Origin of the sequence: Enterobacter cloacae complex sp. IR5422, from assembly GCF_049238165.1 — a bacterium.
Lineage (GTDB): Bacteria > Pseudomonadota > Gammaproteobacteria > Enterobacterales > Enterobacteriaceae > Enterobacter > Enterobacter roggenkampii.
Genome location: NZ_JBMKHT010000054.1, coordinates 1 through 26,233 on the forward strand (window position 1 = coordinate 1; position 26,233 = coordinate 26,233).

General features: G+C 56.9%; 33 protein-coding genes. 15 read left to right on the forward strand and 18 right to left on the reverse strand.

All coding sequences use genetic code 11. The features are described 5' to 3' along the window. The coding region (locus ACOTXT_RS19595; protein WP_421625417.1) for an IS1 family transposase at nt 1–221 on the forward strand (221 nt) is incomplete at its 5' end. A 114-nt stretch (nt 222–335) separates the two neighbouring features. Here the strand turns inward: ACOTXT_RS19595 and ACOTXT_RS19600 are convergent. Continuing rightward, nucleotides 336–899 (reverse strand): type IV secretion protein Rhs, encoded by a 564-nt coding sequence (locus ACOTXT_RS19600; protein ID WP_084832081.1) that lies wholly within the window; start codon nt 897–899, stop codon nt 336–338. Nucleotides 900–1,342: 443 nt separating this feature from the next. On the opposite strand from ACOTXT_RS19600, the gene ACOTXT_RS19605 reads away from it, so the two are divergent. Both ACOTXT_RS19605 and ACOTXT_RS19610 read left to right on the forward strand, forming a co-directional pair. Continuing rightward, nucleotides 1,343–2,317, forward strand: a complete 975-nt coding sequence (locus ACOTXT_RS19605; protein WP_025911259.1) for a DUF1852 domain-containing protein — start codon at nt 1,343–1,345, stop codon at nt 2,315–2,317. 23 nt (nt 2,318–2,340) lie between these two features. Next, on the forward strand, nt 2,341–3,369 hold the full coding sequence (locus ACOTXT_RS19610; protein WP_021241377.1) for a methionine synthase: 1,029 nt from the start codon (nt 2,341–2,343) through the stop codon (nt 3,367–3,369). On the opposite strand, the gene ACOTXT_RS19615 is transcribed toward ACOTXT_RS19610, so the two are convergent. Then, a complete protein-coding gene (locus ACOTXT_RS19615; protein WP_219980259.1) occupies nt 3,344–4,306 on the reverse strand; it encodes a LysR family transcriptional regulator in 963 nt (320 codons plus the stop codon). The two genes, ACOTXT_RS19610 and ACOTXT_RS19615, sit on opposite strands and share 26 nt — an antisense overlap. Nucleotides 4,307–4,401: 95 nt before the next feature. Here ACOTXT_RS19615 and ACOTXT_RS19620 point away from each other — a divergent pair, with 95 nt between their 5' ends. Further along, nucleotides 4,402–4,836 carry a DMT family transporter gene (locus ACOTXT_RS19620; protein ID WP_023292486.1) on the forward strand — a complete coding sequence of 145 codons (435 nt, stop codon included), beginning with the start codon at nt 4,402–4,404 and terminating at the stop codon, nt 4,834–4,836. A gap of 4 nt (nt 4,837–4,840) precedes the next feature. Then, the gene (locus ACOTXT_RS19625) at nt 4,841–5,299 is read left to right on the forward strand and encodes a DMT family transporter (RefSeq protein WP_008502322.1); all 459 of its coding nucleotides are present in this window, start codon (nt 4,841–4,843) and stop codon (nt 5,297–5,299) included. Here the strand turns inward: ACOTXT_RS19625 and ACOTXT_RS19630 are convergent. The 8 genes from ACOTXT_RS19630 to ACOTXT_RS19665 are packed head-to-tail and all read right to left on the reverse strand — an operon-like array spanning nt 5,296 to nt 11,176. Next, the gene (locus ACOTXT_RS19630; protein WP_032651763.1) at nt 5,296–5,829 is read right to left on the reverse strand and encodes a DUF3833 domain-containing protein; all 534 of its coding nucleotides are present in this window, start codon (nt 5,827–5,829) and stop codon (nt 5,296–5,298) included. The genes ACOTXT_RS19625 and ACOTXT_RS19630 overlap by 4 nt on opposite strands. Then, the gene (locus ACOTXT_RS19635; RefSeq protein ID WP_248243649.1) at nt 5,826–6,350 is read right to left on the reverse strand and encodes a chalcone isomerase family protein; all 525 of its coding nucleotides are present in this window, start codon (nt 6,348–6,350) and stop codon (nt 5,826–5,828) included. The genes ACOTXT_RS19630 and ACOTXT_RS19635 overlap by 4 nt, the downstream gene beginning before the upstream one ends. Next, the gene (locus tag ACOTXT_RS19640; RefSeq protein ID WP_008502325.1) at nt 6,347–6,832 is read right to left on the reverse strand and encodes a DUF2878 domain-containing protein; all 486 of its coding nucleotides are present in this window, start codon (nt 6,830–6,832) and stop codon (nt 6,347–6,349) included. The genes ACOTXT_RS19635 and ACOTXT_RS19640 overlap by 4 nt, the downstream gene beginning before the upstream one ends. Next, nucleotides 6,829–8,049 (reverse strand): cyclopropane-fatty-acyl-phospholipid synthase family protein, encoded by a 1,221-nt coding sequence (locus tag ACOTXT_RS19645; RefSeq protein WP_333164924.1) that lies wholly within the window; start codon nt 8,047–8,049, stop codon nt 6,829–6,831. The genes ACOTXT_RS19640 and ACOTXT_RS19645 overlap by 4 nt, the downstream gene beginning before the upstream one ends. Then, nucleotides 8,046–8,768 (reverse strand): DUF1365 domain-containing protein, encoded by a 723-nt coding sequence (locus ACOTXT_RS19650; RefSeq protein ID WP_008502327.1) that lies wholly within the window; start codon nt 8,766–8,768, stop codon nt 8,046–8,048. Before ACOTXT_RS19650 ends, ACOTXT_RS19645 begins: the two co-directional genes overlap by 4 nt. A 1-nt stretch (nt 8,769) precedes the next feature. Continuing rightward, nucleotides 8,770–10,029 carry an NAD(P)/FAD-dependent oxidoreductase gene (locus ACOTXT_RS19655; RefSeq protein ID WP_333164921.1) on the reverse strand — a complete coding sequence of 420 codons (1,260 nt, stop codon included), beginning with the start codon at nt 10,027–10,029 and terminating at the stop codon, nt 8,770–8,772. Continuing rightward, nucleotides 10,026–10,745 carry an SDR family NAD(P)-dependent oxidoreductase gene (locus tag ACOTXT_RS19660; protein ID WP_023292494.1) on the reverse strand — a complete coding sequence of 240 codons (720 nt, stop codon included), beginning with the start codon at nt 10,743–10,745 and terminating at the stop codon, nt 10,026–10,028. Before ACOTXT_RS19660 ends, ACOTXT_RS19655 begins: the two co-directional genes overlap by 4 nt. Next, complete coding sequence (locus ACOTXT_RS19665) at nt 10,742–11,176, reverse strand: nuclear transport factor 2 family protein (RefSeq protein ID WP_008502330.1); 435 nt, start codon at nt 11,174–11,176, stop codon at nt 10,742–10,744. The genes ACOTXT_RS19660 and ACOTXT_RS19665 overlap by 4 nt, the downstream gene beginning before the upstream one ends. Before the next feature lie 257 nt (nt 11,177–11,433). Here ACOTXT_RS19665 and ACOTXT_RS19670 point away from each other — a divergent pair, with 257 nt between their 5' ends. Next, entirely contained in the window at nt 11,434–11,631 is a 198-nt protein-coding gene (locus tag ACOTXT_RS19670) for a hypothetical protein (RefSeq protein WP_008502331.1), read from the forward strand. A gap of 1 nt (nt 11,632) precedes the next feature. Continuing rightward, nucleotides 11,633–12,421, forward strand: a complete 789-nt coding sequence (locus ACOTXT_RS19675; protein WP_008502332.1) for a hypothetical protein — start codon at nt 11,633–11,635, stop codon at nt 12,419–12,421. On the opposite strand, the gene ACOTXT_RS19680 is transcribed toward ACOTXT_RS19675, so the two are convergent. The 4 genes from ACOTXT_RS19680 to ACOTXT_RS19695 are packed head-to-tail and all read right to left on the reverse strand — an operon-like array spanning nt 12,402 to nt 14,392. Beyond that, a complete protein-coding gene (locus ACOTXT_RS19680; protein ID WP_181367459.1) occupies nt 12,402–12,914 on the reverse strand; it encodes a GNAT family N-acetyltransferase in 513 nt (170 codons plus the stop codon). The genes ACOTXT_RS19675 and ACOTXT_RS19680 overlap by 20 nt on opposite strands. A gap of 18 nt (nt 12,915–12,932) precedes the next feature. Next, nucleotides 12,933–13,337 carry a VOC family protein gene (locus ACOTXT_RS19685; protein ID WP_008502334.1) on the reverse strand — a complete coding sequence of 135 codons (405 nt, stop codon included), beginning with the start codon at nt 13,335–13,337 and terminating at the stop codon, nt 12,933–12,935. A gap of 30 nt (nt 13,338–13,367) precedes the next feature. Beyond that, nucleotides 13,368–14,000 (reverse strand): TetR/AcrR family transcriptional regulator, encoded by a 633-nt coding sequence (locus ACOTXT_RS19690; RefSeq protein ID WP_021241367.1) that lies wholly within the window; start codon nt 13,998–14,000, stop codon nt 13,368–13,370. After that, nucleotides 13,997–14,392, reverse strand: coding sequence for a DoxX family protein (locus ACOTXT_RS19695; protein WP_023292497.1), 396 nt, complete (start codon nt 14,390–14,392; stop codon nt 13,997–13,999). Before ACOTXT_RS19695 ends, ACOTXT_RS19690 begins: the two co-directional genes overlap by 4 nt. A gap of 172 nt (nt 14,393–14,564) precedes the next feature. Here ACOTXT_RS19695 and ACOTXT_RS19700 point away from each other — a divergent pair, with 172 nt between their 5' ends. Next, nucleotides 14,565–15,122 carry a histidine phosphatase family protein gene (locus ACOTXT_RS19700; RefSeq protein WP_248261467.1) on the forward strand — a complete coding sequence of 186 codons (558 nt, stop codon included), beginning with the start codon at nt 14,565–14,567 and terminating at the stop codon, nt 15,120–15,122. 113 nt (nt 15,123–15,235) lie between these two features. Here ACOTXT_RS19700 and ACOTXT_RS19705 read toward each other — a convergent pair whose 3' ends face one another. Then, complete coding sequence (locus ACOTXT_RS19705; protein ID WP_023344078.1) at nt 15,236–15,814, reverse strand: TetR/AcrR family transcriptional regulator; 579 nt, start codon at nt 15,812–15,814, stop codon at nt 15,236–15,238. A 104-nt stretch (nt 15,815–15,918) separates the two neighbouring features. On the opposite strand from ACOTXT_RS19705, the gene ACOTXT_RS19710 reads away from it, so the two are divergent. Then, nucleotides 15,919–16,386: a DUF1348 family protein gene (locus ACOTXT_RS19710; protein WP_021241363.1), complete on the forward strand. Its 468-nt coding sequence runs from the start codon at nt 15,919–15,921 to the stop codon at nt 16,384–16,386. 39 nt (nt 16,387–16,425) lie between these two features. Here the strand turns inward: ACOTXT_RS19710 and ACOTXT_RS19715 are convergent, their stop codons facing one another. The 3 genes from ACOTXT_RS19715 to ACOTXT_RS19725 all read right to left on the reverse strand — a co-directional run bounded on the left by ACOTXT_RS19715 (nt 16,426) and on the right by ACOTXT_RS19725 (nt 18,862). Beyond that, nucleotides 16,426–16,965, reverse strand: a complete 540-nt coding sequence (locus ACOTXT_RS19715; protein WP_248261466.1) for an ester cyclase — start codon at nt 16,963–16,965, stop codon at nt 16,426–16,428. A 65-nt stretch (nt 16,966–17,030) separates the two neighbouring features. Next, complete coding sequence (locus ACOTXT_RS19720; RefSeq protein ID WP_032645915.1) at nt 17,031–17,750, reverse strand: SDR family oxidoreductase; 720 nt, start codon at nt 17,748–17,750, stop codon at nt 17,031–17,033. Beyond that, nucleotides 17,747–18,862 (reverse strand): alkene reductase, encoded by a 1,116-nt coding sequence (locus ACOTXT_RS19725; RefSeq protein ID WP_248275804.1) that lies wholly within the window; start codon nt 18,860–18,862, stop codon nt 17,747–17,749. The genes ACOTXT_RS19720 and ACOTXT_RS19725 overlap by 4 nt, the downstream gene beginning before the upstream one ends. A gap of 99 nt (nt 18,863–18,961) precedes the next feature. On the opposite strand from ACOTXT_RS19725, the gene ACOTXT_RS19730 reads away from it, so the two are divergent. From ACOTXT_RS19730 to ACOTXT_RS19755, 6 genes are all read left to right on the forward strand, one after another. Then, nucleotides 18,962–19,873, forward strand: coding sequence for a LysR family transcriptional regulator (locus ACOTXT_RS19730; RefSeq protein WP_039024318.1), 912 nt, complete (start codon nt 18,962–18,964; stop codon nt 19,871–19,873). 133 nt (nt 19,874–20,006) lie between these two features. Then, on the forward strand, nt 20,007–20,621 hold the full coding sequence (locus ACOTXT_RS19735; protein WP_031275020.1) for a TetR/AcrR family transcriptional regulator: 615 nt from the start codon (nt 20,007–20,009) through the stop codon (nt 20,619–20,621). A 74-nt stretch (nt 20,622–20,695) separates the two neighbouring features. Then, the gene (locus ACOTXT_RS19740; RefSeq protein ID WP_248261464.1) at nt 20,696–21,805 is read left to right on the forward strand and encodes an efflux RND transporter periplasmic adaptor subunit; all 1,110 of its coding nucleotides are present in this window, start codon (nt 20,696–20,698) and stop codon (nt 21,803–21,805) included. Then, entirely contained in the window at nt 21,802–24,891 is a 3,090-nt protein-coding gene (locus ACOTXT_RS19745) for an efflux RND transporter permease subunit (RefSeq protein ID WP_333164906.1), read from the forward strand. Before ACOTXT_RS19740 ends, ACOTXT_RS19745 begins: the two co-directional genes overlap by 4 nt. Nucleotides 24,892–24,925: 34 nt before the next feature. After that, nucleotides 24,926–25,519 carry a TetR/AcrR family transcriptional regulator gene (locus tag ACOTXT_RS19750; protein WP_008502347.1) on the forward strand — a complete coding sequence of 198 codons (594 nt, stop codon included), beginning with the start codon at nt 24,926–24,928 and terminating at the stop codon, nt 25,517–25,519. Nucleotides 25,520–25,593: 74 nt separating this feature from the next. Further along, nucleotides 25,594–26,233 (forward strand): NAD(P)H-dependent oxidoreductase (locus ACOTXT_RS19755; protein ID WP_421625418.1); only part of this gene is annotated, 640 nt, incomplete at its 3' end.

Genomic DNA, 26,233 nt, shown 5'->3' on the forward strand with positions numbered 1-26,233 from the left:
GCCAAAATCAGCCACGAAGAGACGATTTTGGGCTGAAAATTGGAAAATTGAGCCACAGGACGTCGATAAAGGACGGTTTGGGGCGTCATATCGGGAGCTGCGGACCACTTAATCGCAACTTCCTTAAGCGGTTGGCTCGTAAAACAATCTGCTTCTCACGCTCAGTTGAGGTCCACGAAAAAGTCATCGGAGCTTTTATCGAAAAATACATGTTCTACTAATTGGATGCACTACCTAAACGTAGATAGATTGTCTTTCCCCAGACGCAGCGCCTTCTTTTCCTTTACCCGGACACCCCGTCAGAAAAATGGCAGACAGCAACAGTGATATATATATCAACCGGGAAACCCCTCTAAAATACGTTCATACTTTTTAATCAATATCGTTACTGGTTCAGCAGGATCATAGTTTCTATAATCAAAGAGATGACTGTTACCCCAAAAACCATAGCTTTTTAATAACCAGTAATCACTGACAATCGAAGCTTGTTGCTCTAGTCCGTACTCCAGTAAGTTAGTCTTATCAAGACTGTACGTATAATCAGCAGCCCAGGAGAAAGCACCACGCATACGCACCCACATACCACGTTGATGCTGCCAGACATGCATCATTTCATGCATAAAAAGATGTTGGGCATCAGTCACTGGGTGGCTAACAGGCATAGAAAAGTCATGTTCATATTTTTCAGACCTGAACCACATTTCTCCATCAGGACTCATTGCCTGGCCGGGGTTTTGAAGATTAAAAGGCAGATAACTTTCAAGGTGAATCCATACTTTATGATAGTAAATACTATACCCAAAGAGCGAGCTCGCTAAATTTATTTCTCCAAGCCTGAGGCGTCGAAGTCCCCCTTCGCGAATCACTGGCCAACTTATGGAGTTTGGATAGTACACAATAGTATCCTCAGAATTTTACTCGTCGGGTAAATGCTACACGCTTAAATAATTATGAGATAGCAAGAAATCATGTTTAAGATCGCAAAATAAATAAAACCACAAATAACTCAACATTGCTGACAATACATATAAAATTCACACCAAAAATATTTCTATAAAATTAAATAAGCAACATCAATTAATCGTAACTGCGGGGTTAATAGATTGCTTTCTTTCAGACGCATAATTACGGTGTAATACACCATATTTTCCGTATTAGCCTTTACAGCAATGCGTAAAACTTTTTAAACAGTCGCCACCCGCGCTACTCTTCTTTTCGTATCTAAACATGAAAATGCCTCATGTTGCATTGAAATTAAGTCACTTCCCCTGCGCCACGGGCTCAGGCATAAATTATGCATTGGTAACTTCTTAGCAACATGAACTTAGGATGCATAACCACAATGAGCAAAGCTTTCACATATACCCTTAAGCGCAGTTGCTTCGATGAGAATTACAACCCGTCAGAAAATACGCGTACGACCACCAACTTCGCCAACCTGGCGCGCGGAGAAAAGCGTCAGGAAAACCTGCGCAATACGCTGGTGATGATCAACAACCGCTTTAATGCCTTAGCGCGCTGGGATAACCCAAACGCCGATCGCTATGCGGTTGAACTTGAAATCATCTCTGTCGATTTGAATATTGGCGCGGAAAAGCCGTTCCCGGCCATTGAGATACTGCAAACCACCATTGTCGACAAGAAAAACAACCAGCGTATCCCTGGCATCGTCGGGAATAACTTCTCGTCTTACGTGCGGGATTATGATTTCAGCGTGCTGTTGCTGGAGCACAACAAGAACCAGCAGCACTTCAGCATTCCGGAAAAATTTGGCGAACTGCACGGCAATATCTTCCGCCATTTTGTGAATTCACCTGAATACAAAGAGAACTTCACAAAAGGACCGGTGATTTGCCTGAGCGTCTCCAGCAAAGATACCTATCGCCGCACCGGTAACCAGCACCCCGTGCTGGGCGTTGAGTACCAGCCGGATGGCGAATCGCTTACGGAGCAGTACTTCGCGAAGATGGGCCTGAGCGTGCGTTACTTTATGCCGGAACACAGCGTGGCGCCGTTCGCGTTCTTCTTTACCGGGGATTTGCTGAGTGATTACACCGACCTCGAACTGATCGCCACCATCAGCACGATGGAGACGTTCCAGAAGATCTATCGCCCGGAAATTTATAACGCCAACTCGGCGGCGGGGCTGTGCTACCGACCGGATCTGAACCAGCAGGATCACTCCTTAACCAAAATTGTGTATGACCGGGAAGAGCGAAGCCGTCTGGCGATTGAACAGGGTCGGTTTACCGAAGAGTACTTTATTAAGCCTTACAAACACATTCTTGAGCAGTGGTCTGATAACTACACGCTTTAATACATTAAAAAAGGTCTTTTATTATGAAAACATTGCTCCCGACTTCAACGGCTGGCAGCCTGCCAAAGCCGACCTGGCTTGCGCAACCTGAGACGCTTTGGTCACCGTGGAAGTTACAGGATCAGGAACTGCTGGCAGGCAAGCAGGATGCGCTGCGCCTGTCTCTGGATGAGCAGATCCGCGCGGGAATCGATATCGTCAGCGACGGGGAACAGACCCGCCAGCACTTCGTCACCACCTTTATTGAACACCTGAGCGGCGTCGATTTTGAGAACCGCCAGACGGTGCGCATTCGTAACCGCTATGACGCGAGCGTGCCGACCGTGGTTTCTGCGGTTGCGCGCCAGAAACCGGTCTTCGTCGACGATGCAAAGTACCTGCGCCAGCTCACGGACAAGCCGATCAAATGGGCCCTGCCGGGGCCGATGACCATGATCGACACCCTCTATGACGCGCACTATAAAAGCCGCGAAAAGCTGGCCTGGGAATTCGCCAAAATCCTCAACCAGGAAGCGCGAGAGCTAGAGGCCGCAGGCGTGGATATTATCCAGTTCGATGAACCGGCGTTTAACGTCTTTTTTGATGAGGTCAACGACTGGGGCATCGCCGCGTTGGAGCGCGCCATTGAAGGGCTGAAGTGCGAAACCGCGGTCCACATCTGCTACGGCTACGGCATCAAGGCCAATACCGACTGGAAAAAGACGCTCGGCTCGGAGTGGCGCCAGTACGAAGAGGCCTTCCCTAAGCTGCAGACCTCTAACATCGACATCATCTCCCTGGAGTGCCACAACTCCCGCGTGCCGATGGATCTGCTGGAGCTGATCCGCGGTAAAAAAGTGATGGTTGGGGCGATCGACGTGGCAACCAACACGGTTGAAACGCCGGAGGAAGTGGCCGATACGCTGCGAAAAGCGCTGCAGTTTGTCGACGCCGACAAGCTGTACCCGTCAACCAACTGCGGCATGGCGCCCCTCTCCCGTCAGGTTGCCAACGGCAAGCTTAAAGCACTCAGCGCTGGCGCAGAAATTATCCGCCAGGAGCTTGGCGCGTAATCCCCTTACGCTGCCAGTACAGCGGCGTACCAAAGCGCTCGACGTAATAATCAATCACCGCCCTGACGTTCAGGGGCGGATGTCGGGCATCAGGGTAGATCGCCGCGATAGCCTGTTGTTCCGTAGTGATGGCGCACTCCAGCGCGGGCAGGAGCGGAATCAGCTCACCGCGCTGGAGCGGCTCGCTCACCAGCCAGTCCGGAAACAGCACAATCCCCATCCCGCCAAGCGCCGCAGCCAGCAACGCTTCCGCATTATTCGAGGTCATCAATGGCGTCACGGGATAGTGTGTCCACGCCTCGCCCGCCCTGCGCAACAGCCAGCGGTTAGGCCCTGACGATCCGCGATACACCAGGCAATGATGGTGGTTCAGATCGTCCGGCACTTCTGGCGCACCGTGTTTACGCACGTAGTCTGGCGACGCGGCCAGATGGTACACCTGCTGCCCAAACACCCGCGCGCGAAACGACGAGTCCGTCAGCACGCCAATGCGGAAGATAAGATCTGCCGCATCACGGTGGGGGTCAATGAAATCATCGGTCAGCGTCAGCTCTACGCTCAGGCGAGGATAGCGTGCCGACAGGCCGGGAAGTCCTGGGGCTATGTGCTTCTGGCCGAAAAACACCGGTCCGTTAATGCGGATCGCACCGGACGGCTCCACCGCACGCGCGTCCAGCTCCCGGCGCGCCTCTTCAAGATTCTCCGCCATCGACCGGGCGTAGCGAATAAACAGATGACCGCTTTCCGTGGGAATGACGGCCCGCGTATTGCGATAGAAAAGCTGCTGCCCGAGCGCATCCTCGAGCTGGTGGATCACGCGCGATATCTGCGAGGCCGATATCCCCTGCCGCCGCGCCACGACGGAGAAGTTCTGCGCTTCATACACGTCGATAAAGATCAGCAGCGCGCGGATGTTGATGTTGCTGGCGTCAACCATTAATGCATATCCTGCAAAGGTGTTTGCAGCATTATGGCATTTTTCTCATTGCACAACCCACGTAATCTTCTTCGCCTGAAAACGGAGGAAGAAGAATGCAGTTGGTTTTGATTTTACTGGTGATTGCTGGTGGGATGGGCCTCTCCGTCGAGGCGGGACTGCTGGGCCCCCTGGGGGGAAAAGTCGGGGATTTATGGGCGACGTTCAGCATTTTTGGCGTCGGCGCCGCGCTGACGTTTCTGCTGATGCTGTTTTTCAGCCCGCGCAACAGCCCGTCGTTTTTCGCACAGCCCGGCTGGCAGCTCCTAGGCGGGGTGCTGGGTCCGATCTACGTCGTCATACTGACGCTTGCCACGCCGACTATCGGCATCGCGCTGACGATGATTGGCATTCTGGCAGGTCAGGTTTTTAAAAGCCTGATCATTGACCACTTTGGCCTGCTGGGTACGCCGCACAGGAAGATAAACGCAAGACGCATCGTGGCGCTGGTTTTTATTATTGCCGCACTGGTACTGGTCGCAAAGGGGTAAACACATGACACTGATGATGATAATTCTGGCCATCTGCGGCGGCGCGACGCTGAGCATACAGGCCGCAATTAATGGGCAGCTCGGCAGCAGCGTGGGCGTTTTCAAGAGCGCGTTTCTAACGTTTTCCGTCGGCGCGCTGGTGACCGCCCTGCTCATTTTCTTCTTTGAGCCTAAGCAGGCGGTCACGCTGCTGGACGTGCCGAAATGGCAGCTCCTCGGGGCGATGTTTGGCGTGCCCTATATCGTGATAATGGTGCTCGCCGTACAGCGGATCGGCACCGCCGTCGCCACGGTGGCGGTGATATTCGGCCAGCTCGCCATGAGTATGCTGATTGATAACTTTGGCTGGCTGGGCAATCCCGCCATTTCGTTTTCACCGAGCCGTCTGAGCGCGGTGGTATGCCTGGGGATTGCCCTGTACTTCATCTACTCCAGCAGCAAAACCGGCAGCGTCCGCGACTAAGCTGAGGTCTTACGGGTAAAGAACAGCGTTACCGTGGCGACGGTGACGCCCAGTTTCTTCATCTCGGTTTTATTAAACAGATGGTTCTCATCCTGCAGGTACATCCAGTCGTCAAAGTTCAGTAGCCAGGTGCTGCCGTTGGCCTTCACGTTCATGCTGTAATGCCAGTTGAACGCGTTGCCGGCGGCCTGCCCCGTTGCTACCCCTTCAATGTCCCCCGCCGTGCCTTCGTAGCGATCGCTCCCCACGCGGCGGATATGCCAGACCCGCTGCTGCTTCTCACCGTCGTCGTAAACGAAGTGCTCGTTCAGCGTCAGCGTATCGCCGATAACGTCCCCGGCAATCTCAACGTGAAAGCGGCGGATCTGCTTGCCGCTGCGATCCTGTACCATCCCCCACGCTTCGGTTTTGCCCTGGAAGTAATGGAAGATATCCAGCCGCGGCTGCTGCTGGCGATACTCGGTCACCTCCGTGCTACAGCCCGCCAGCAGCATCGTCAATGCCAGCGCCATCATCAGGATACGTTTCATTTTTGGCCTCCGATTAACTGCTGACGCAGCTCAGGGTATTGCGTACGAGGGTCGAGCCAGATGGCCAGGAAGCGGGTGCTGAACGCTTCTGACTGACTCGGTCCGAGTGGAATAAAGGCTTTTTGCGCCGCTGACGCGCGATACCAGAACTGCCCCTGCCCGTCGTCGAGCACAAACGCCAGCTGTGCGCCCGGCCGGACATCCGGCCACAGAGAGCGGAGCATCTGTAACCAGGCTTCGCTTCGGGGTTCCCGTTGCAGGATCCCCTGCGCCTGCCACTGGTCGCGGGTCGCCTCGACAAGCTCATCGCGATCGATATCGCGCGCATAGGTAATAATCAGCGCCTGATCCTGGTTCTCCCGACCGTAACGCCCGTCCGGCGTACGCAGCTGGGAGGTATAGACGGTGAATGGCCCCCAGGTGAGCGTGGCGTCCCCCACCTTCCGCCACCCCAGCCAGTCGGTGGCCTGGGCAACAGGAACAACCAGCGTCAGACAAAGCAACAAAACCGCAGCTCTCATTTTTGTCTCCCCATCAGCAGGTGGAAAAACAGCATCAACACCAGCCAGCCCGGCGCCATCCAGCTGACGACGATAAAGGTCGGCTCCAGAAACGTGATGGCACCCAGCCGCTCGCCAATCAGGTACGCCACCGGCCCTCCCACGGCGGCCAGCAGGGTGAGCAGCCAGCCGGGCAACGTGGTGGTGCGCGTAAGCTGCGTCCAGACGGTGGCGAACATCAGCCATAATGCCACCATCCATAGCGGCATCAGGGCATCACCCGTGAAGGCGATCAGCCCCGTCAGCGCCCAGAGCGTATCCAGCAAACTGCCCGCCGCGGCCAGCCCAATGGCGTAAAAACGGTATACAGACGGCAAGAGCAGGCACGCCAGGATCGCCAGCCCGAGCCAGATAATCAGGCCCTGTTCGCGAAAGAGCACCACCAGCGCCCAGTAGAGATCGAACGCGACGGCCAGCAGGAAGACCTGAAGATATCGTCTCATACGCGCTCTGCGGTCAGCTGCACCACGCTAATGGTGCGGGCGTTAAACCCGGCTTCACAGTAGCCAAAGTAATAAAGCCACATGCGGCGGAACCGCTCATCAAAGCCGAGCTTTTCAATCTCCTGCCAGGCGTGGACAAAGCGCTGCCGCCAGTGCGCCAGCGTGCGGGCGTAGTCCGGCCCCATGTCGAAGAGATTGCGCACCACGAAATCGGTGTGGCGCGTCATCAGCTCGTTCATGGCGGTGATGCTCGGCAGGAAGCCGCCGGGGAAAATGTAGCGCTGAATAAAATCGACGCTTTTGCTGTAGTCGCGATAGCGCTGGTCCTGAATGGTGATGGCCTGAATCGCCATTCGTCCACCCGGGCGCAGCCGCGCCTGACAGGTCCGGAAGAATGTAGGCAGATAGCGCTGCCCGACGGCTTCAATCATCTCTATTGAGACCAGCTTGTCGTACTGCCCGGTGAGGTCGCGATAGTCGCAGAGCAGCACCTCAACACGATCCTGCAACCCGGCGCGGGCGATCCGCTCGGTTGCCCAGACGTATTGCTCCTGCGACAGCGTGGTGGTAGTCACCCGACAGCCATAATGACGGGCCGCGTATTCCGCCATCGCCCCCCAGCCGGTGCCGATTTCCAGCAGGTGGTCGGCCTCGCTAAGCGCCAGCTGGTCGCACAGGCGCGCCATTTTGGCCTGCTGAGCCGTCGTGAGATCCTGCTCGTCTGCGGTAAAGAGCGCGCTGGAGTAAAGCAGTTCCCTGTCCAGAAAATGGGCATAGAAGGTGTTGCCCAGGTCGTAGTGGGCGGCAATATTTTCACGCGCCTGCGCGCGGGAGTTACGCCGCGTCCAGTGGCGCAAACGCTCCAGCGGTCGGCCAAGCAGCCGGAACCCTTTCTCAAGACGGCCAAGCACCTCGCCGTTGAGGGCCAGGATTTGCAGAAGCGGCGTGAGCTGCGCGGTTTCCCATTCGCCGTCCATCCAGGCTTCAGCGGCGGCAAGGCTCCCGCCCGTTAAGACGCGCCAGTAGACGGCGGGCGTGAGGATCTGCACGTCGGCGTGTAGCGTGGAGGATGTCTCGCCAAAATGGAAGGTCTGCGCCCCTTCACGCAGGGTGAGCGAACCACCGCGGATGCCGCTTAACAGACGAAACAGCAGCCATCGCGCGAGGCGGACGTTGCGCGGGATATCGGGTTCTAACGCAAAGACGGGATCGGTCATGAGCGTTCACTCCTGCTGACGGGATGGTTATACAGCGGCACGCGCTTGAGCCACAGCCTCAGCGCCTGCCAGTAAATGGCGAAAACGGTTTTCAGGGTCATAAGCGGGATGCGCAGCAGCAGCGCGCGCAGTGCCGGACGGGTCAGCGGCTCCCGGCGCAGAGCGAGCGTGGCGTCGAACACCTTCGCTTCCTGATGATTTTCAATGTGCATATGCAGCGTGTTATCCGGATCGTTGAAGCGCCAGTGGTAGATCATGTCCATCGGGTTGAAGGGGGAAACGTGAAACGCCTTTTCCGTGGGCTGGGCATGTTGCCCGTCGACCGCGTAATAATGACGCTCGTTCCACGGCGTGTTGCGAACCTCGGCCAGTACCCAGCGCAGAGTCCCCTTCCCGTCATAGCAGTAGTAAAAGTTGACCGGGTTAAAATGAAACCCGAAATACCGCAACTGCGTCAGAAGCATGACCCGCCCGTCCGGCCGTTCCCCGGTCAGGCTCTCCAGCCTGCTGAGCACATTCTCTTTGAGCGGCGTGCCGAGCGGATAGTCCGCGTCGTGGAACGCGGCGGCGGCAAAGCGATTGCGGCGCACGCCGACAGACGCCAGCAGCGGCAGCTCATCAAGATCCAGCCAGGCCATAAAGACGCTGTAGCGAAATTCATGGGTTTTCGGCTGAAGGCGGCGGTGGCGCAATACGCCGTGATAGAGGCAGCTGTTCATCTCAGTTCCCCTCTCCGGCCGCTATCGCGTTGACCACGTCCAGCGCGCTGCGCACGCCGTCTTCATGAAAACCGTTGTACCAGTAAGCCCCACAGTACCAGCTCCGCTGGTGACCGTTGATCTCGCCGCGCCGCGCCTGCGCCCGCCAGCTTTGCGGGTTAAACAGCGGATGTTCATAAACGAAGCGTTGCAGAACGAAGCGTTCATCCACCGGTGCGTCCGGGTTCAGGGTGACGCAGAACAGCGGACTGCCCGCAGGCAGCCCCTGCAGAATGTTCATGTTGTAGGTCACACAGGCGCTGGCCTGCTCCTGCGCGCTCAGCCGGTAATTCCAGCTCGCCCAGGCGCGCGGCCGCACCGGCAGCCAGCGCGGGTCGCTGTGCAACACCACCTCGTTGCGCTGCCAGCCGATATCGCCCAGCACCTCGCGCTCTGCGGAGGTCGGGTCGTCAAGCATCGCCAGAGCACTGCCGGAGTGGCAGGCAAATATCACCTGGTCGAAGGTATGGCTGCCGTTTTCAAGCTGGAGCGTGACCCCGTCCTCGTGGCGGCTCACCCGCTGCACCGGTGAATTGAGATGCAGCGTCAGCCGATCGCCCAGTTTGTCCAGCATCGCGCGGATATACTCTCGCGAGCCGCCCGGCACCACGTACCACTGCGGGCGATGGGTGATATCCAGCAGACCGTGGTTTTGGAAGAAACGTAAAAAAAGCGGCAGCGGGAAACGCTTCATCTCCTGCAGCGAGGATGACCAGATGGCGGCCCCCATCGGCAGAATATAGTGGCGCGCAAAAAAGGGCGTAAAGCCGTGCTGGTCCAGAAACGTCTGCAGCGTGGCGTTCGGGTCCACTTCCCCGTCCAGCGCCTGTTTTGCCAGACGATTGAAGCGGACGATTTCACCGAGCAGCCGCCAGAATGTCGGATTGACGAGATTTCGGCGCTGGGCAAACAGCGACGTCAGGGTGTGGCCGTTGTACTCCAGCCCCGTCTCGGGGTTGTGTACTGAAAAGCTCATCTGGGTTTTTTGCCCGCTGATACCCAGCTCGCTGAGCAGGCCCATAAAGCGCGGATAGGTGCGGTCGTTGTAGACGATAAACCCGGTATCGATCGCGTATGTGCCCTGTGGCGTCGTCACGTCAACCGTTGCGGTATGGCCGCCCGGTGTGGATCCCCCTTCAAACAGGGTCACCTGATGGTGCCCGGCCAGTCGCCAGGCGCACGTCAGCCCGGCAATGCCGCTGCCGATAATTGCAATGTTCATGAACGCACCATCCTGCGCAGCAGCGTGCGCTGAAGAAAAGCAGGCAGCCCTGAGAGCAGCCGCAAAATGAAGCCAAATCCGGCAGGAAACGCGATGTGCATTTTCCCGGCCGCCAGCCCGATACGGATCGCCTTCACCGCCTCATCGACGGTCACCCGACCCGGCATGGCAAAATCGTTTTTTCGCGTCAAGGGCGTATCGACGAAGCCCGGAGAGACAACCGTGACGGTAATCCCTTTTGGCTCCCAGTCCAGACGCAGGCTTTCGGCAAACCAGCTCAGCGCCGCTTTGGACGCACCGTAGGCCTCTGCGCGAGGGAAAGGCAGCCAGTGGGCCATCGAGCTCACCAGCACCACGCGGTTGCCTCGAACCAGCTGCGGCTGCAGCGCCTCAAGGCAGTTCACCGGCCCGAGGAAATTGGTGTTCATGACCCGCTCCACCAGCGCCGCATCCACCACGCCACCGTCGAGGTATTCGCAGGTACCGGCGCAGAGAATAATCAAATCGGCGTAGCTGCCGGTCAGCGCCTGTCGGCAGGCCTCCCGGTCCGTCATATCGAACAGGCGAACGGTGAGATTGGGGCAGGTCTGATGCAGCGCTTCCAGACGCGCCGGATCGCGCCCGCAGGCAATCACATGATAGCCGTCAGCGGAGAAGGATTTCGCCAGCCCGGCGCCAATGCCCGAACTTGCACCGGTAATCAGTACCGTCTTCATGATTTGACCCTCCGCTTCACGCCGCGTACCGCCCAGCCCAGCAGAGGAAGATGTTCGTAGATCATCTCTCCCGCATCGTAGTAGTCGCGCTGGTGGGTGATGAGATCGTTTTCCGTCTCCACCACCGAGCACCCCGGCAGATCGAGCGGTTCGCCTCCGGCAATGCGCGGATGCGACCAGTGCATCACCCAGGTGACAACAAACCGGTTCCCGCTGCAGAGCGGCGGGTCGATAGAAAAACGGCAGTTCTCGACGTTGGCCAGCAGATGGGTGAAATAGCGCTGAAGCGCAAAGATACCGTCGTGCTCGCCGAACGGATCGACAAGCGTGGCATTTGAATGGTAAAGCCCGACCAGCGCGGACGGCGGCTGGCTATCCAGTGCGGCGTAGTACTCGACAAACCGACTCACGACAGAGGGCAAAGTGCTCATGGGTCACATCCTGGCTGTAAACAACGTGGCGTAATCGCATACTTAAAACTTACACAATTAACGTTATTTGTCCAAATTTGTGCAAATTTATTTTTTATTACCCATAAATATCAACAACTTGATAACTCAATCATTTGACGGTTTTGTCGACCGGGTAAGGCGTAGCCGCCACCCGGCTTTCACTTTCAGGTTATCCTTAAGGCAAATTCAGCGGTCATCTTCCAGGCTTATCCTTTTTATTCATAAGGATGCCTGACATGAAACGTTTCTTTCTCTCCCTCTTCTCAAGCCCGGAATCCTTACTGCAGGTGATGAGTCAGCAGGAAATTATTGAAGCCGTGGAAGATGGCGACCGCATCATTATCGACCAGGACGGGAACGCCTCGGTGAACTACAAGAGCAACGAGGTGCGGCAGGACTTTCTGCGTCACGTTAACGCGCTGAAGAGGGCCTGATATGGGAACGGCGATATTTATGGTGCTGATGGTCTGCGGGTACTGGTACACCAGCCGCGACCTGTCGACCCGCTTTAAAATCAAGCGTTCCTTTGGCTGGGACGTCTATTTTCTCGTTGCGCTTTACGGCTGTATTTTTGTTCTGCAGGGGGTGATTGCTACGGGGCTGCTCTGGCTGCTGCTGCTCACCCTTTCCGCCGCCAACAACGCCTTCCACTTTGCCTCACCAAAATACACCGACTGGCAAATCGACTTTATGAACTGGAGTTTTTTAGGCATTCAGGCACCGGTGGTGGTGATGCTGGCGTTTGCCATTCTGTTTTGCCTCTACCGCTCTAACTGGGCAGGCAGCGCCAGGCTGGACGGCGAGAGTCGGAAAAAGCTCTACAAACGGCTTGCGCAGGCGAGCGGGATTGAACAACTGCTCTATCAGTGTATGGAGCAAGGCGAGCTGGCGCAGGTCACGCTCCGCTCGAGGCGGATTTACGTGGGTATGATCCACACCGCGACGCTGGAATATGAAAAAACGGCCAATATCGTGCTGATCCCAATGTTGAGCGGGTACCGGGATGCGAAGACGATGAACCTGCGCATCGAGAATAATTACAGCCGGTGGTATGCGGAGCATGACATTACGCTCGACTCGGAACCCCGCAGCGCCATGTCATTCCGCAAGGTGATTTTACTCAATCAGATTGAGAGCATCTCGCTGTTCGATCCCGCCAGCGCCAGCGCGCTGTCGCTGGCACAGCGGGACGAGAGCCCTGGCCCTAAAGAGACATCCCCATAATTCTGAGTATGCTCTGCTGTGAGGCTGTTTCAAAAAGGACGTTCTTAATGCAGAGCATGCCCTGCTTCTGGTAGAACCGGTACGCTCCTGCGTTCTGCTCAAGCACTTCCAGCCAGAGAGAGTCCTTTCCCCTGCTTCGGGCCATGTCGATAATTTTATTGAACATGTCCTGACCATAGTGCTTGCCGGTCTCGGCAGGATCGAGGTAGAGCTTGTTGAGGAGAACGCCCCTCTTGTCCGTTTCCGGAAGCATGGCGTCCCAGGTCACTTTCATAAATCCCACTGGCCGATCGGTTTCTGCCACAAACCAGGAAACATGGCTCTCGGACAGGCTCTGCTCAATGACGGAAGGGGTATACTCGGCGTCCAAAAAATCCTTCATCTCTGCATCTGATACCCACAAATGCTGAAAATGCGCGGGATAGATACGATATCCCAACTCGCTTAATAGCGTTGAATCGGCCCCGGTGGCCTGTCGAATTCGAAGCGTCATGGAAGGTATCCCGCGTAATCACCCGCGTTGGGCATGTTGATAGAGGTCCCAGCGGTTGCCGTACATATCTTCAAACACCACCACCGTACCGTACTCTTCCTCACGCGGTTCTTCGCAGAAATGAACGCCTTTTGCCTTCATGGCATGGTAATCGCGCCAAAAATCATCCGTCTGAAGGAACAGGAAAACTCTGCCGCCGCATTGATTACCGATAAAACCTTCCTGCCTCTCATTAGACGCACGAGCCAGCAAAATGTTGCAGTCGCTTTCCGGATTGGGCGAGACGACCACCCAGCGTTTACCCGGTTGCGGCGTATCCTCTACGAGGGTAAACCCCAGCTTGTCTGTGTAGTACTCAATGGCGCGATCGTAGTCATCAACCACAATAGCCACGCAGCCGAGGCATCGTTTCTGTGTTCTCATTTCCGTTACCTTTACTCTAAATGGTTATGCTCAGCGCTTTTCCACTGAATACGCGCACATAAAAACAGCGATCGCATGCGTAACCCGACGAGCAATTTCTTCATCAGATAAGCTTTTTCTGGCGCCAAGCTTTATCTCAAGGCTTGTCATCCCGAGCCACAACCCGGCCAGGTCGTCAGCCGCTTCGCGCGGGGAGCACGCGATCAGTAAGCCCTTTTCAACGGCTTCACCGATAATTGTCTCCAGCATCTGCTGCGCCCTGCCGGGACCTGCCGCATAAAAACGCGCGGGTAACTCCGGATGACGAATAGCGGCGGAGGCAATTAAGCGGTCCCAGCCCGTCAGCTCGCGCTGGTTGATGAAGCGGACAAAACGGTTGCCAAACGCGGTTAAGACCTCGGTCAACGACAGATGATGCCGCTCGGAAAAATCACTGTCACTGATGGTCAGATCCGATTCCTTACGGAGTACGGCCTCAACAAGCAGGTCTTTATCCGCGAAATTGGCATAAAGCGTGGCTTTTGCCACCCCGGCAACGCGGGCAATTTCTTCCGTCGTGACATCGAGGCCTTTCTCGAGAAACAGGCTTCTTGCGGCCTGCAGTATCGCCTGCTCCTTTGACGGATCTTTTGGGCGGCCTTTCTGCCGAACCTTTTCTCTCATCGTTTACGACCTGACAAAAGCATGCTCATCATGAGCCCCCCGATAACGGTTATGTGTTCAAGCGCGATATGAAACTCCTGGGTGCGCTGGGGCTCGCTAAATTTCCAGAATGGATGCCCCACCGGAATGGTGAGTAATGTAAACACAATCAGCATTGCCGATCCAATCCATCCGTAGCCGGCAAAATTCGAAATCACCAGAGCAGAGCCTACAAGCTGACAGAGAATGGTGCCTGTCGCGAATAAGACGGGCCAGGGGAGACCCACATCCACCATTTCCAGCACAATCTCTCCAAAGTTGAACAACCCATAAAAGCCTGCCATCCAGAAGAAAAAGGTCAATAAAATTCTTGAAAGACAGAGTGTTGTGATAGATGACGTGATTTTTGACACTGAATTATCTCTTTGATCATTTAAAAGACTGGCTAGTCTACTTATTAATTAACAGACCGACAAGTCTGATAAGTGCGATCACCGCCCTGACACTCCAAAACGGGTGGGTGAACATCAGTGTGAGAACGCGCTAGTCTGCCTCTGGTGAATGGATGGTGAGCGATGAAGACATATGGAAATTATTTTGATGCGCCACGGCGAACCCGAATACAGGGGCGCCGGAAAGGTGTCGTACAGGGAAATGGTGGGATGGATCGACAGCTATAACCGCTCTTCAACGGGCCGCGACAGACCTTCGGAGATGGCTCAAATCCTCGCGTACCGCGCACTGACGTTTCTCAGCAGCCCTCTCCCGCGAGCCCTTTCATCGTTGAAAACGCTGGGGTGTGAACCGGGCTTAATTGATGAGGTTTTTCGGGAAGCAGAGCTGCCGGTGTTCCGTATTCCGGGGTTCCGGCTATCGCCTTTTTACTGGGCAGCGCTGTTTCGCGTTCTTTGGCTCTGCGGCCTGTCTGGCGAGTCAGAGCGCGTAAGCGCCGCAAAAGAACGTGCCGTTAAGGCGGCAGAAATCCTGGTGAATGTAGCGAAGGACTCTGACGGCCCCGTCTTGCTCATGGGGCACGGGGTCTTCAACCGGTTCATTGCAAAAGAACTGATCGCATCAGGCTGGAAAGAACAGACTCGTCCGGGTAAGGGGTACTGGGGAGCGGGGGTTTACAGCATGGTATAGCGGCACATGCTGAGGCCGAGGATTGTTCATCCTCGGCGCACGCCAGCCGACTGTTATTCGCAAATGCTGAATGCACCTGTCAGCCTTCGTCTGGAGGACTAAGGGGATCCTCGCTAGCCCCCGATTAAGTCTGCCAGCGCCCTCTTCAACGACGCGATGACCTCATCCGTCTCCATGCCCATCTGCGCATGAATAATGGCGCCGTCAATGAGCAGCATGATTTCATTGACGGCGCGCTCATCCGCAATTTTTGTCAGCAACGCAATAATCTTCTTTGTTTCGATTTTATGATCGCGGCATATCGCTTTTATTTCGCTTTCAATATCTTCGGATTTGGCTTCGGCGCTGGCATTAATAAACGCACAGCCGTGGAAATCAGGCGAAATAAACCATTCATAAAGGGTAGCCGATAGAGCGTCCGCAGGCGTCTGGCCTTCAACGAGATGTCGACGAAGCGTGGCCTCAAACCAGTTAATCCATATTTCATGTCGATAGTGTAAATAGGCGAGAATAAGCAAGCTCTTACTCGGAAAATGGCGATAAAACGTCACCTTCGTCACTTTCGCCTCTTTAATCAGCGTATCCACCCCCGTCGCCCTGAAGCCCGTGGAATAAAACAGATCGTGCGCCGTGAGTAATATTTTATCCCGGACGCTAATTTTTGTTTCGTTGCCTGCGTGTTCGGTTTTCATTTTTTCGACAGCCTCAAAAAGGGTGTTGACAGCGTTATTTTTCAGGCATAGATTACCCCAAGTAGACAGACCTGTCTACACAAAATCACACTGAGGTAACCGCCATGAACACACGTCCTCCTTTACCGCCCTTCACCCGTGAAAGCGCCATCGAAAAAGTCAGGCTGGCAGAAGATGGCTGGAACAGTCGCGACCCGGCGAAAGTCGCGCTGGCCTATACGCTGGATACCCAATGGCGCAACCGTGCAGAGTTCGCCACCAACCGTGAAGAGGCCCGGGCGTTTCTCGAAAGGAAATGGAAAAAAGAGCTGGATTATCGTCTGATTAAAGAGCTGTGGGCCTTTACGGATAACCGCATCGCGGTCCGCTATGCCTATGAATGGCATGATGATTCAGGCAACTGGTTCCGTTCGTACGGCAACGAGAACTGGGAATTCGACCCAGACGGCTTGATGAAGCGTCGTTTTGCCTGCGTAAACGATATGCCGATAAAAGAATCCGAGCGACTGTTCCACTGGCCGCTGGGCAGACGCCCGGACGATCACCCGTCGCTGAGCGATCTGGGCTTATAAGATTTCTACATCACTCCGGGGCGCCCCGGAGTGATGCGTTTAGAGTGCGCCCAGCTGTTTCATCAGCGTCATGTTGTCCTCAATATGCCAGTTCGCTGCAATTTTACCGTCACGGATTTCATAGATATCCGTGGCGATAAAATCTATTTTCTGCCCCTTTCCTTTCAGCATGCCAAATGTCCCGGTGAATGTGCCGTAAAAATGTAAATGTGAGACCACGCGGTCGCCTGAAATAATCATCTGCTCAACGTCGCAGCGCAAATCGGGCACGGCCGTGCGAAACGCCCGCGAGGCTAAAATAGCGCCTTCCGGCCCCTGCTTACGGCCTTCCGGCGGTGTTTTATCAACAAAGTTTGCCGCCAGGGCATCACGCGCCTGAGTTTCATTACCGGTGTTCCAGAACGTGGCATATTCTCTGGCAACGGCTTCATTCGTCTTTAATTGCACCTGGGGCAGGCTCTTGTCCACAATCAGCTGTTTCGGCTGTACCCTTTCCCCCTGCGCGGAAATAGCATTGCCCGACAGACCAGCAAAAATAAGCGCCGCGATAGCGGGACGAAAGCACGTCGTATATTTCATGATGTCTCTCTACAGAGTGTTACGTTACCCGCAGACGATGCCCTGCGGATCACATTAATGAGGGGTCAGTTAATTAACGCCCCGCCCTCAATATCAATGACCGACCCGGTGACAAAGGGGTTGTCCATGGCGAAAAGATACCCTTGTGCGATGTCCTGCGCCCTTCCCCAGGCTTTGGCTGGCAGGGTTTCCGCCGCGCCTGCGAGCATTTTTTCCCGCGCGGCGGCGTCCATCCCCGCATACGCTTCCGTGTCGGTCAGCCCCGGACTCACGACGTTGACGCGCAGCGGGGAAAGCTCTTTCGCCAGTACCTTTGTCGCGGCCTCAATGGCGGCATTCATCGTTGTTTTTACGATGGCGCCCGCCACGGTGCGGCGTGCCACAAACCCGCTGGTGAAGGTCAGAGTACCGCGGGGAGCGATGTTCCCGCTGAGATAGCGGGCGACATTCAGGCTTCCCCAGAATTTTGTATCAAAGGCCTGTCTTGCCGCACGGAGATCCAGTCCGGAAAGCAGCCCGCCCGGCGCCTGTGAACCCGCCGTGACGACAATATTATTGACCTCGCCCAGCGTTTCACTGAGCGCAACAAGCTCTTCCTCACGGCTGATATCGAGCACGAGGGTGCTAACAGACGCGGCATGAGCGCCCAGTCGTTGCCGTGCCGCGTCCAGTTTCGCGCTATCGCGTCCCGCAAGCATAATCTCCTCGCCGCGCCCGGCAAGCAGGGTGCCCACGGCGAAACCGATGCCGGAAGCGCCGCCGATAATTAAGGTTTTACGGGTCATAATATTTCCTCCTGCTGGGTGTACGTTGAGTAATCGGTATAGCCCGTGGCGGTGCCGCCAAACAGCGTGGCGGGGTCGCGCACCTGGGCCAGCGGCAAGCGGTGCGCCAGCCGGTGAGGTAAGTCCGGGTTGGCAATAAACGGTCGTCCGAAGGCAATCAAATCGGCATAGCCCGCCGCCAGAATTTCTTTGGCTTTAGCAAGGTCATAGTTGCCCGCGACGATCAGGGTGCCGCTGAAGGTCTCGCGAAGCGATTGACGGAAATGCTCAGGAATCTGCGGCGCGTCGTCCCAGTCGGCTTCCGCCAGGTGGATAAACGCAATCCCTTTTTGTTCGCACCAGGCCGCAAGCGCGAGTATGGCTTCAGAGACCTGCGGGTCGTTCATCCCGCGCTGGGTAATAAACGGCGAAAGACGGATGCCCGTACGTTCGTGACCAATCGCCCCGGCAATCGCGCTTAACACGTCCTGGGCGAAGCGGATCCGGTTAGCCACCGTACCGCCGTACTCGTCCGTGCGTTTGTTGGAGGTTTGGCGCAGGAACTGGTCGATCAGATAGCCGTTTCCGCCGTGGACCTCCACGCCATCAAACCCGGCCTGAACGGCATTCAAAGCGGCCTGGCGATAGTCCGCGACGATGTTCTGAATGTCCTTGCGTGATAGCGTTCTCGGCTGCGGGCAGTCAACCATCTGGCCTTCTCCACGCTCATTCACCACCCACACCTGCGCGTCCGGGGCCAGCGCTGACGGGGCGACGGGCTGACCGTCATGGTGAAAACTGGCGTGCGACATTCGCCCAACGTGCCAGAGCTGAGAAAAAATGATCCCGCCCGCCTGATGTACGGCCCCCGTCGTGAGCTGCCATCCTGAAACCTGCTCCGGCGAATGGATGCCGGGCGTCCAGGAGTATCCCTGACCCTGAGGCGAGATTTGCGTGGCTTCGGTGATGATTAACCCCGCGCTGGCCCGCTGCCGGTAATACTCCGCCATTAGCGCAGAGGGAATGTTGCCCGGCTGAAGGGAGCGCGCGCGGGTCATCGGCGCCATGACGATACGATTTTTCAGGTCCAGCGAACCCAGCCTGTAGCGTTCAAAGAGTGAAGCAGGTTTCATGTTTTCATCCCTTATGGTTTGGATGAAATCACTTTACAGTCGGCATCTGATTTTGATAATTACGCTAAAAACAGATGCACTTTTCGGAAAAGATGAATAATGGGTAAACTCGAAGACATGGCCTTACTGGTGGAAGTCGCCGAGGCCGGAAGTCTTTCCGCCGCCGGACGACGCCTGTCGCTTTCTCCTGCCACGATGACCGCCAGGCTGAAGGCAATTGAGGAGCGTTACCAGACGCGCCTGTTTCATCGCTCAACGCGATCCCTCACCCTGACCCGCGCAGGCGAAGAGTTTTATCACGCCGCGCTGCGCGTGCTGGAAGAGGTGCATCACGCCGAGTCGCTGCTGACGCAAAAAGAGGGCGTGCTCAGCGGCAATATTCGCCTTTCCGCGCCCTCGGACTTTGGCAGACAGTATCTCAGCCCTGCCGTCATTGAATTTTCGCGTCACCATCCTGCCGTCAAATTTTACATCTCGCTAAAAGAACACGTTGAGGATCTGGTCGCTAACCGGCTGGATATGAGCGTGCGCTTCGGCAATTTGCCGGACAGCAGCCTTGTCGTCAGAAACATCCGCCCGAACCGTCGGGTGCTGGTTGCCTCCGGGGCGTATCTTAACGACCACGGTATCCCCGCCACGTTTGCCGATCTAGCCCGGCACCGGTGCCTGGCGCTGGAGTCTCAGGGCGTGGTGATGAACGAATGGCGCTTTGAACATGAGGGAGAGGAAAGCGTTGTTCGCGTCGAGCCCGCCATGGTGTGCGACGACGGGGCATTGCTTCGTCAGTGGGCCCTGGGCGGAGCGGGCATCGCCGGGAAATCGTGGTGGGACGTCAAAGACGACGTTGACGCCGGAAGACTCACGGTGCTGTTTGCCGACAGCTTCACCGGCTTTAGCCGCTACGATCGCAAAGATGTCGGGCTGCAGCTTGTTTACCCGCAGCGCAAGCTGCAGCCGCTTCAGGTTACGGCGTTTAGCCAGTTTTTTCTCGACTGGCTTAAAAAACATTAACGTAAAAAACAGTGATACACTTACTCCACCTGGCCGATTGTCCCGTCTTCACGACGTAAGACAGCATAACAGTAACCAAAGTACAAAACGGTCACTCGTTGCCAACCCTGGCCCGTCACGTTAAGCTTACATAATGACTAAAACTATGAACGCCCCATCAATACGTGGTCCACTTGACCATTCTGTCAGAGAGCAAATTGTCGAAGCGGCCTTTGAGCACTTCGGTCATTACGGCTATGAAAAAACCACCGTCGCCGAGCTGGCGAAATCTATCGGTTTTTCAAAATCCTACATTTATAAGTTCTTCGATTCCAAGCAGGCTATCGGCGAAGTGATCTGCGCTAACCGCCTGGAGCTGATCATGGCGGCCGTGCTTTCCGCCATTGAGGATGCGCCGTCAGCCAGCGAAAAACTCCGCCGTCTTTTTAAGTCGCTCACCGAGGCCGGCAGCGAGCTGTTTTTCCACGATCGCAAGCTCTACGACATCGCCGCCGTCGCGTCACGGGAGAAGTGGCCTTCGACGGAAAGGTATACCGAAAGCCTCCTGAAGCTGATTGAGAGCATCATTATCGAAGGCAGACAGGCCGGAGAGTTCGAAAGGAAGACGCCGCTGGACGAGGTCACCTGTGCCGTTTACATGGTGATGTGCCCTTACATTAACCCCGTTCAGCTGCAGTACAACCTTGAAACTGCCCCAACGGCGGCGGTACTTCTCTCCTCACTGATTCTAAGAAGCCTGGCCCCCTGATTAGTGACCATTGACTTTATTGGTCACTAATCACAGAATGCGGAAACTGTCCTGTTACTTCAAAAGGGTTTCCCATGCTCAGGCTCACTTCAGCCCGCCTTGCCATATGTCTTCTGCCGTTTGCCCTCGCGGCATGCGGCGATATTTCCGCGAGTGACGATCCGCGCACCAGGCCACCGCTTGTCAGATCCGCCTCCGTCGAGAGGGCGAATCCAGCCGCTCGCACCTTCACGGGCGTGGTGGTGGCAAGAACGCAAAGCGACCTGGGCTTCAGGGTTCAGGGTAAAATCCTCGAACGCCTGGTGGATACCGGGCAGTCCGTCAAACAGGGCCAGCCCTTGCTGCGTCTGGATCCGGTTGACCTGAAATTACAGGCTCAGGCGCAGCAGCGCGCGGTGGATGCTGCCCAGGCGCGGGCGAGAAAAGCCACCAGCGATGAGGCGCGTTATCGCGGTCTGGTGGCGTCCGGCGCGGTGTCGGCCGCGGAGTACGATCAGATTAAAGCAGCGGCCGATACGGCCAGGGCGGATCTCAGCGCCGCCCGGGCGCAGGCCAACGTGGCGCAAAACGCCACGGGCTATGCCGTCCTGCTGGCGGATTCAGACGGCGTAGTGATGGAGACGCTTGCCGAACCCGGTCAGGTGGTCAGCGCCGGACAGGTGGCGATCCGCCTTGCCAGAGCGGGACAGCGCGAAGCGCTCGTGCAGCTTCCGGAGACGCTGCGCCCTGCCGTCGGCAGCGAAGCACGGGCCACGCTTTATGGCCGTGAACAGCACCCGGTCACCGCCACGTTGCGCCTGCTGTCTGATTCCGCGGATGCCGCAACCCGGACGTATGAAGCACGCTACGTGCTGGCAGGCCAGCTGGCGAACGCGCCGCTGGGGGCGACCGTCACGCTCAGCCTTGAAGACCCGAAAGCGGAAGGTCAGGCCATGCAGGTCCCGCTGGCCTCACTCTACGATGCGGGTAAAGGGCCCGGCGTCTGGCGCATTTCCGCCCAGCCGGCAAAGGTCACATGGACACCGGTTACGGTGCTGAGCGTGGGCGAAGATGCGGTCCAGGTCACGGGCGGCGTGAAGCCCGGGGAGAAGATCGTTGCGTTAGGGGCCCATCTTCTGCACGAAGGTGAAGTTGTCAGGCTGGCAGAACAGCGCCATGCCGCTCCGGCGGAGAACGCGCCATGAGCGGAAGTCGCTTCAACCTGTCAGCGCTGGCCGTCCGCGAGCGTTCCGTCACGCTGTTTCTGATCGTTCTGGTGACGATTGCCGGTATTTACGCCTTTTTTGGACTGGGACGCGCGGAAGATCCGCCCTTCACCGTGAAGCAGATGACGGCGATTGCCGTCTGGCCGGGTGCGACCGCGCAGGAGATCCAGGATCAGGTCGCGGAGCCGCTGGAAAAGCGCCTGCAGGAACTCAAATGGTATGACCGTACCGAAACCTATACCCGTCCCGGCATGGCGTATATCACCCTGTCGTTGCAGGACAAGACCCCGCCAGCCGAAGTGCAGGAGGAGTTCTATCAGGCGCGTAAAAAGCTTGGGGATGAATCCCAGCGTCTCCCGGCGGGCGTCATCGGTCCGATGATCAATGACGAATTCTCGGATGTCACCTTTGCCCTCTTTGCTCTGAAAGCAAAAGGCGAACCGCAGCGGCAGCTGGTACGCGATGCCGAAGGCCTGCGCCAGCAGCTTCTGCACGTTCCAGGGGTCAAAAAAGTGAACATCATCGGTGAACAGGCCGAGCGGATTTATATCGCCTTCTCCCATGACCGTCTGGCGACGATGGGCCTCTCACCGCAGGATATTTTCAATGCTCTCAACGGCCAGAATGCCCTGGCCGCGGCGGGCGCCATTGAGACCCGGGGCGCGCAGATTTTTATCCGCCTGGACGGCGCGTTCGATGAACTGCAGAAAATCCGCGATACGCCTTTAGTCGCTCAGGGCAAAACGCTCACGCTGTCGGACGTGGCAACGGTTGAACGAGGCTATGAAGATCCCCCGACGATGCTGATACGCAATCAGCATGAACCCGCCCTGCTGCTGGGCGTTGTCATGCGTGAGGGCTGGAACGGCCTGGCGCTGGGTAAAGCGCTGGATGCGGAGACGGCGAAAATCAACGATAGCCTGCCGCTTGGCATGAACCTGACCAAAGTCACCGACCAGTCCGTGAATATCCGATCCTCGGTCGATGAGTTTATGATCAAATTCTTCGTCGCCCTGCTTGTGGTCATGGTGGTCTGTTTTGTCAGCATGGGCTGGCGCGTGGGGGTGGTGGTTGCGGCGGCGGTACCGCTGACCCTGGCGGTCGTCTTCGTGGTGATGGAGGCCGCGGGAATAAACTTTGACCGCGTCACGCTGGGCTCCCTGATCCTCGCCCTCGGCCTGCTGGTTGACGATGCCATTATCGCCATCGAAATGATGGTGGTGAAGATGGAGGAAGGTTACGACAGAATCAAAGCCTCGGCCTACGCCTGGAGCCACACGGCCGCGCCGATGCTGGCCGGTACCCTGGTGACGGCGATTGGCTTTATGCCGAATGGGTTTGCCCAGTCGACCGCCGGGGAATACACCAGCAATATGTTCTGGATTGTCGGCCTCGCCCTGATTGCCTCATGGTTTGTGGCGGTGGTGTTCACGCCGTATCTGGGGGTGAAGATCTTGCCGGCGATCCCCAAAGTGGAAGGGGGCCATGCCGCCATCTATAACACGCCTCGCTATAACCGCTTTCGCCAGCTGCTTGGCCGCGTTATCGCCAGAAAGTGGCGCGTGGCCGGGTCCGTGGTCGCCATTTTCATTCTGGCCGTGCTCGGCATGGGGCTGGTAAAAAAACAGTTCTTCCCGACCTCCGATCGCCCGGAAGTGCTGGTTGAAGTGCAGATGCCCTATGGCACCTCGGTTGCGCAAACCAGCGCCGCTACCGCAAAAATAGAAGCGTGGCTGGGCAAGCAGCCGGAAGCCAAAATCGTCACGGCCTATATTGGTCAGGGCTCGCCCCGTTTCTATCTGGCAATGGCCCCCGAGCTGCCCGATCCCTCTTTTGCGAAAATCGTGATCCTGACGGACAGCGAGACGTCACGCGAGGCGCTCAAGTTCAGGCTCAGGGAGGCCGTCGCCAGCGGCCTTGCGCCCGAAGCCCGCGTGCGGGTGACGCAGCTGGTGTTTGGCCCCTACTCGCCTTTCCCGGTTGCCTGGCGCGTGTCGGGGCCGGATGTCAAACAGGTGCAGGACATCGCCGAACGGGTGAAAGCCGTGCTTCAGGCAAGCCCGATGATGCGAACCGTTAACACCGACTGGGGCTCGCGCGTTCCGGTGCTCCATTTCACTCTCGATCAAAACCGCCTGCAGGCGACCGGCTTAACCTCCAGCGCCGTTGCCGGGCAGCTTCAGTTCCTGTTATCAGGCGTGCCTGTCACCTCCGTGCGGGAAGATATTCGATCGGTAGACGTCGTTGCCCGCGCGGCGGGAGATATCCGCCTTGACCCGGCAAAAATCGAAGGCTTTACCCTGGTCGGCAATGCGGGACAGCGCGTGCCGCTGTCTCAAATTGGCAAGATAGAGGTCGGCATGGAAGACCCGGTCCTGCGCCGCCGCGATCGCACCCCCACAATTACCGTACGGGGCGATATCGCCGACAATCTTCAGCCGCCGGACGTGTCGGTCGCCATCATGAAGCAGCTCCAGCCGATCGTTGATTCGCTGCCGGCCGGCTACCGCATTGACATGGCGGGGTCGATTGAGGAGTCGGGCAAAGCCACGCAGGCCATGTTACCGCTGTTCCCGATCATGATTGCCCTGACGCTGCTGATCATCATTTTGCAGGTGCGCTCACTCTCCGCGATGGTCATGGTGTTCTTAACCGCGCCGCTGGGGCTGATTGGCGTCGTGCCGACCCTGCTGATATTTAATCAGCCGTTTGGCATCAACGCGCTGGTCGGCCTGATCGCCCTCTCCGGCATTCTGATGCGCAATACGCTGATCCTGATCGGTCAAATCGATCATAACCAGAAGGACGGCCTCGATCCGTTCCAGGCGGTGGTCGAGGCGACGGTCCAGCGAGCGCGGCCGGTCTTACTCACCGCCATGGCGGCCGTGCTGGCGTTCATTCCCCTGACGCATTCGGTGTTCTGGGGCACGCTGGCCTGGACGCTGATCGGCGGAACGCTGGGCGGGACGATCATTACCCTCGTCTTCCTGCCCGCGATGTATGCGATCTGGTTCCGGATCCGCCCGGTTGAACAACGCGTGCAGCATGCCACGGAAAACGTGTAAACTACCATCAGTAGATAACTGACCTGAGGCAAGCATGGTTGTTAAGCGCTTAAGAAAAGAGGACCGCCGCGTGCAGCTGCTGGAGGTTGCGCGAGGGATCGTGCGTCAGCAAGGCACGGAGGCGTTGACCCTTGGCTATCTGGCAGAACGGGCTAACGTGACCAAGCCTATCCCCTACGACCACTTTGGCGATCGTGAAGGGCTATTGATGGCGCTGTACCAGGACTATAGCGATCGGCAGCTGGCAAAATTCCGCGAGACGCTGGCGGTGGACAGCAAAACGCTGGAGAAGACGATCCGCTTTTTCAGCGCGGCCTATATCGACTGTGCGATTGCCGCCGGACCTGAAACCGGGCCAATCGCCGCGGCGCTGTCCGGTTCTCGCGCGCTGCAGACGTTTCGGGAAGCGTGCGTGGCCGAATGTGCCGACTGCCTGCGCACCGCGCTTTCTCCTTTTATCGTCTTAAAAGGCGTTCAGGGAGAAGCGGTACTGACGGCCATCATTGGCGCGGCGGAGGCGCTCAGCACCGCGGCGGGCAACGGCGTGCTCGCCCGGAATGTGGCAGAAGATATGCTCTGCGGCGCCATGACCGGGGTGCTGGAGACCTACGCGAATAGCACAAAATGATCGCCGGGGGCGGATTGACACCTAAGTTACCAATAGTAATATAGGCATCACTTCTCCCCCATCTGGAGGTCGCTATGTCTGCAACACATGCCATTAAAAACGCGCTGATCGTGACGGCACACCCGATCGACAATTCGTTATCCCATACGCTGGCAGCCCGTATTGCCGGGAAATTACGCGAGGAAGGTACGCAGGTTGAGATCGCCGATCTGCATGCTGAAGGGTTTAATCCGTCGATGACCCGCGCCGATCTCGATTTGTATCACGGCGATCCGAGCGCCCTCCCCGACGATATTCTGCGCGAGCAGCAGCGCGTCGAGCGCGCGGATATGCTGGTATTCGTCTTCCCGGTGTACTGGTGGTCGGTTCCCGCGCTGCTGAAAGGCTGGTTCGATCGCGTGTTAACCCTGAACTGGGCGTATAAGGTGGCCGACGACGGCCGGATTGTGGGCAACTTACGGGATGTTCCCGTCCGCCTGATTGCCACTGGCGGTAGCGATCTTACCGGGTTCGACAAACACGGCTACTCGACGGCGATTCAGACGCAAATCATCGAAGGGGTATTTGGCTTCTGCGGGTTGAAGAACGTTAAGGAAGTTGCGATTAAGTGGTCCGCAGCTCCCGATATGACGCCCCAAACCGTCCTTTATCGACGTCCTGTGGCTCAATTTTCCAATTTTCAGCCCAAAATCGTCTCTTCGTGGCTGATTTTGG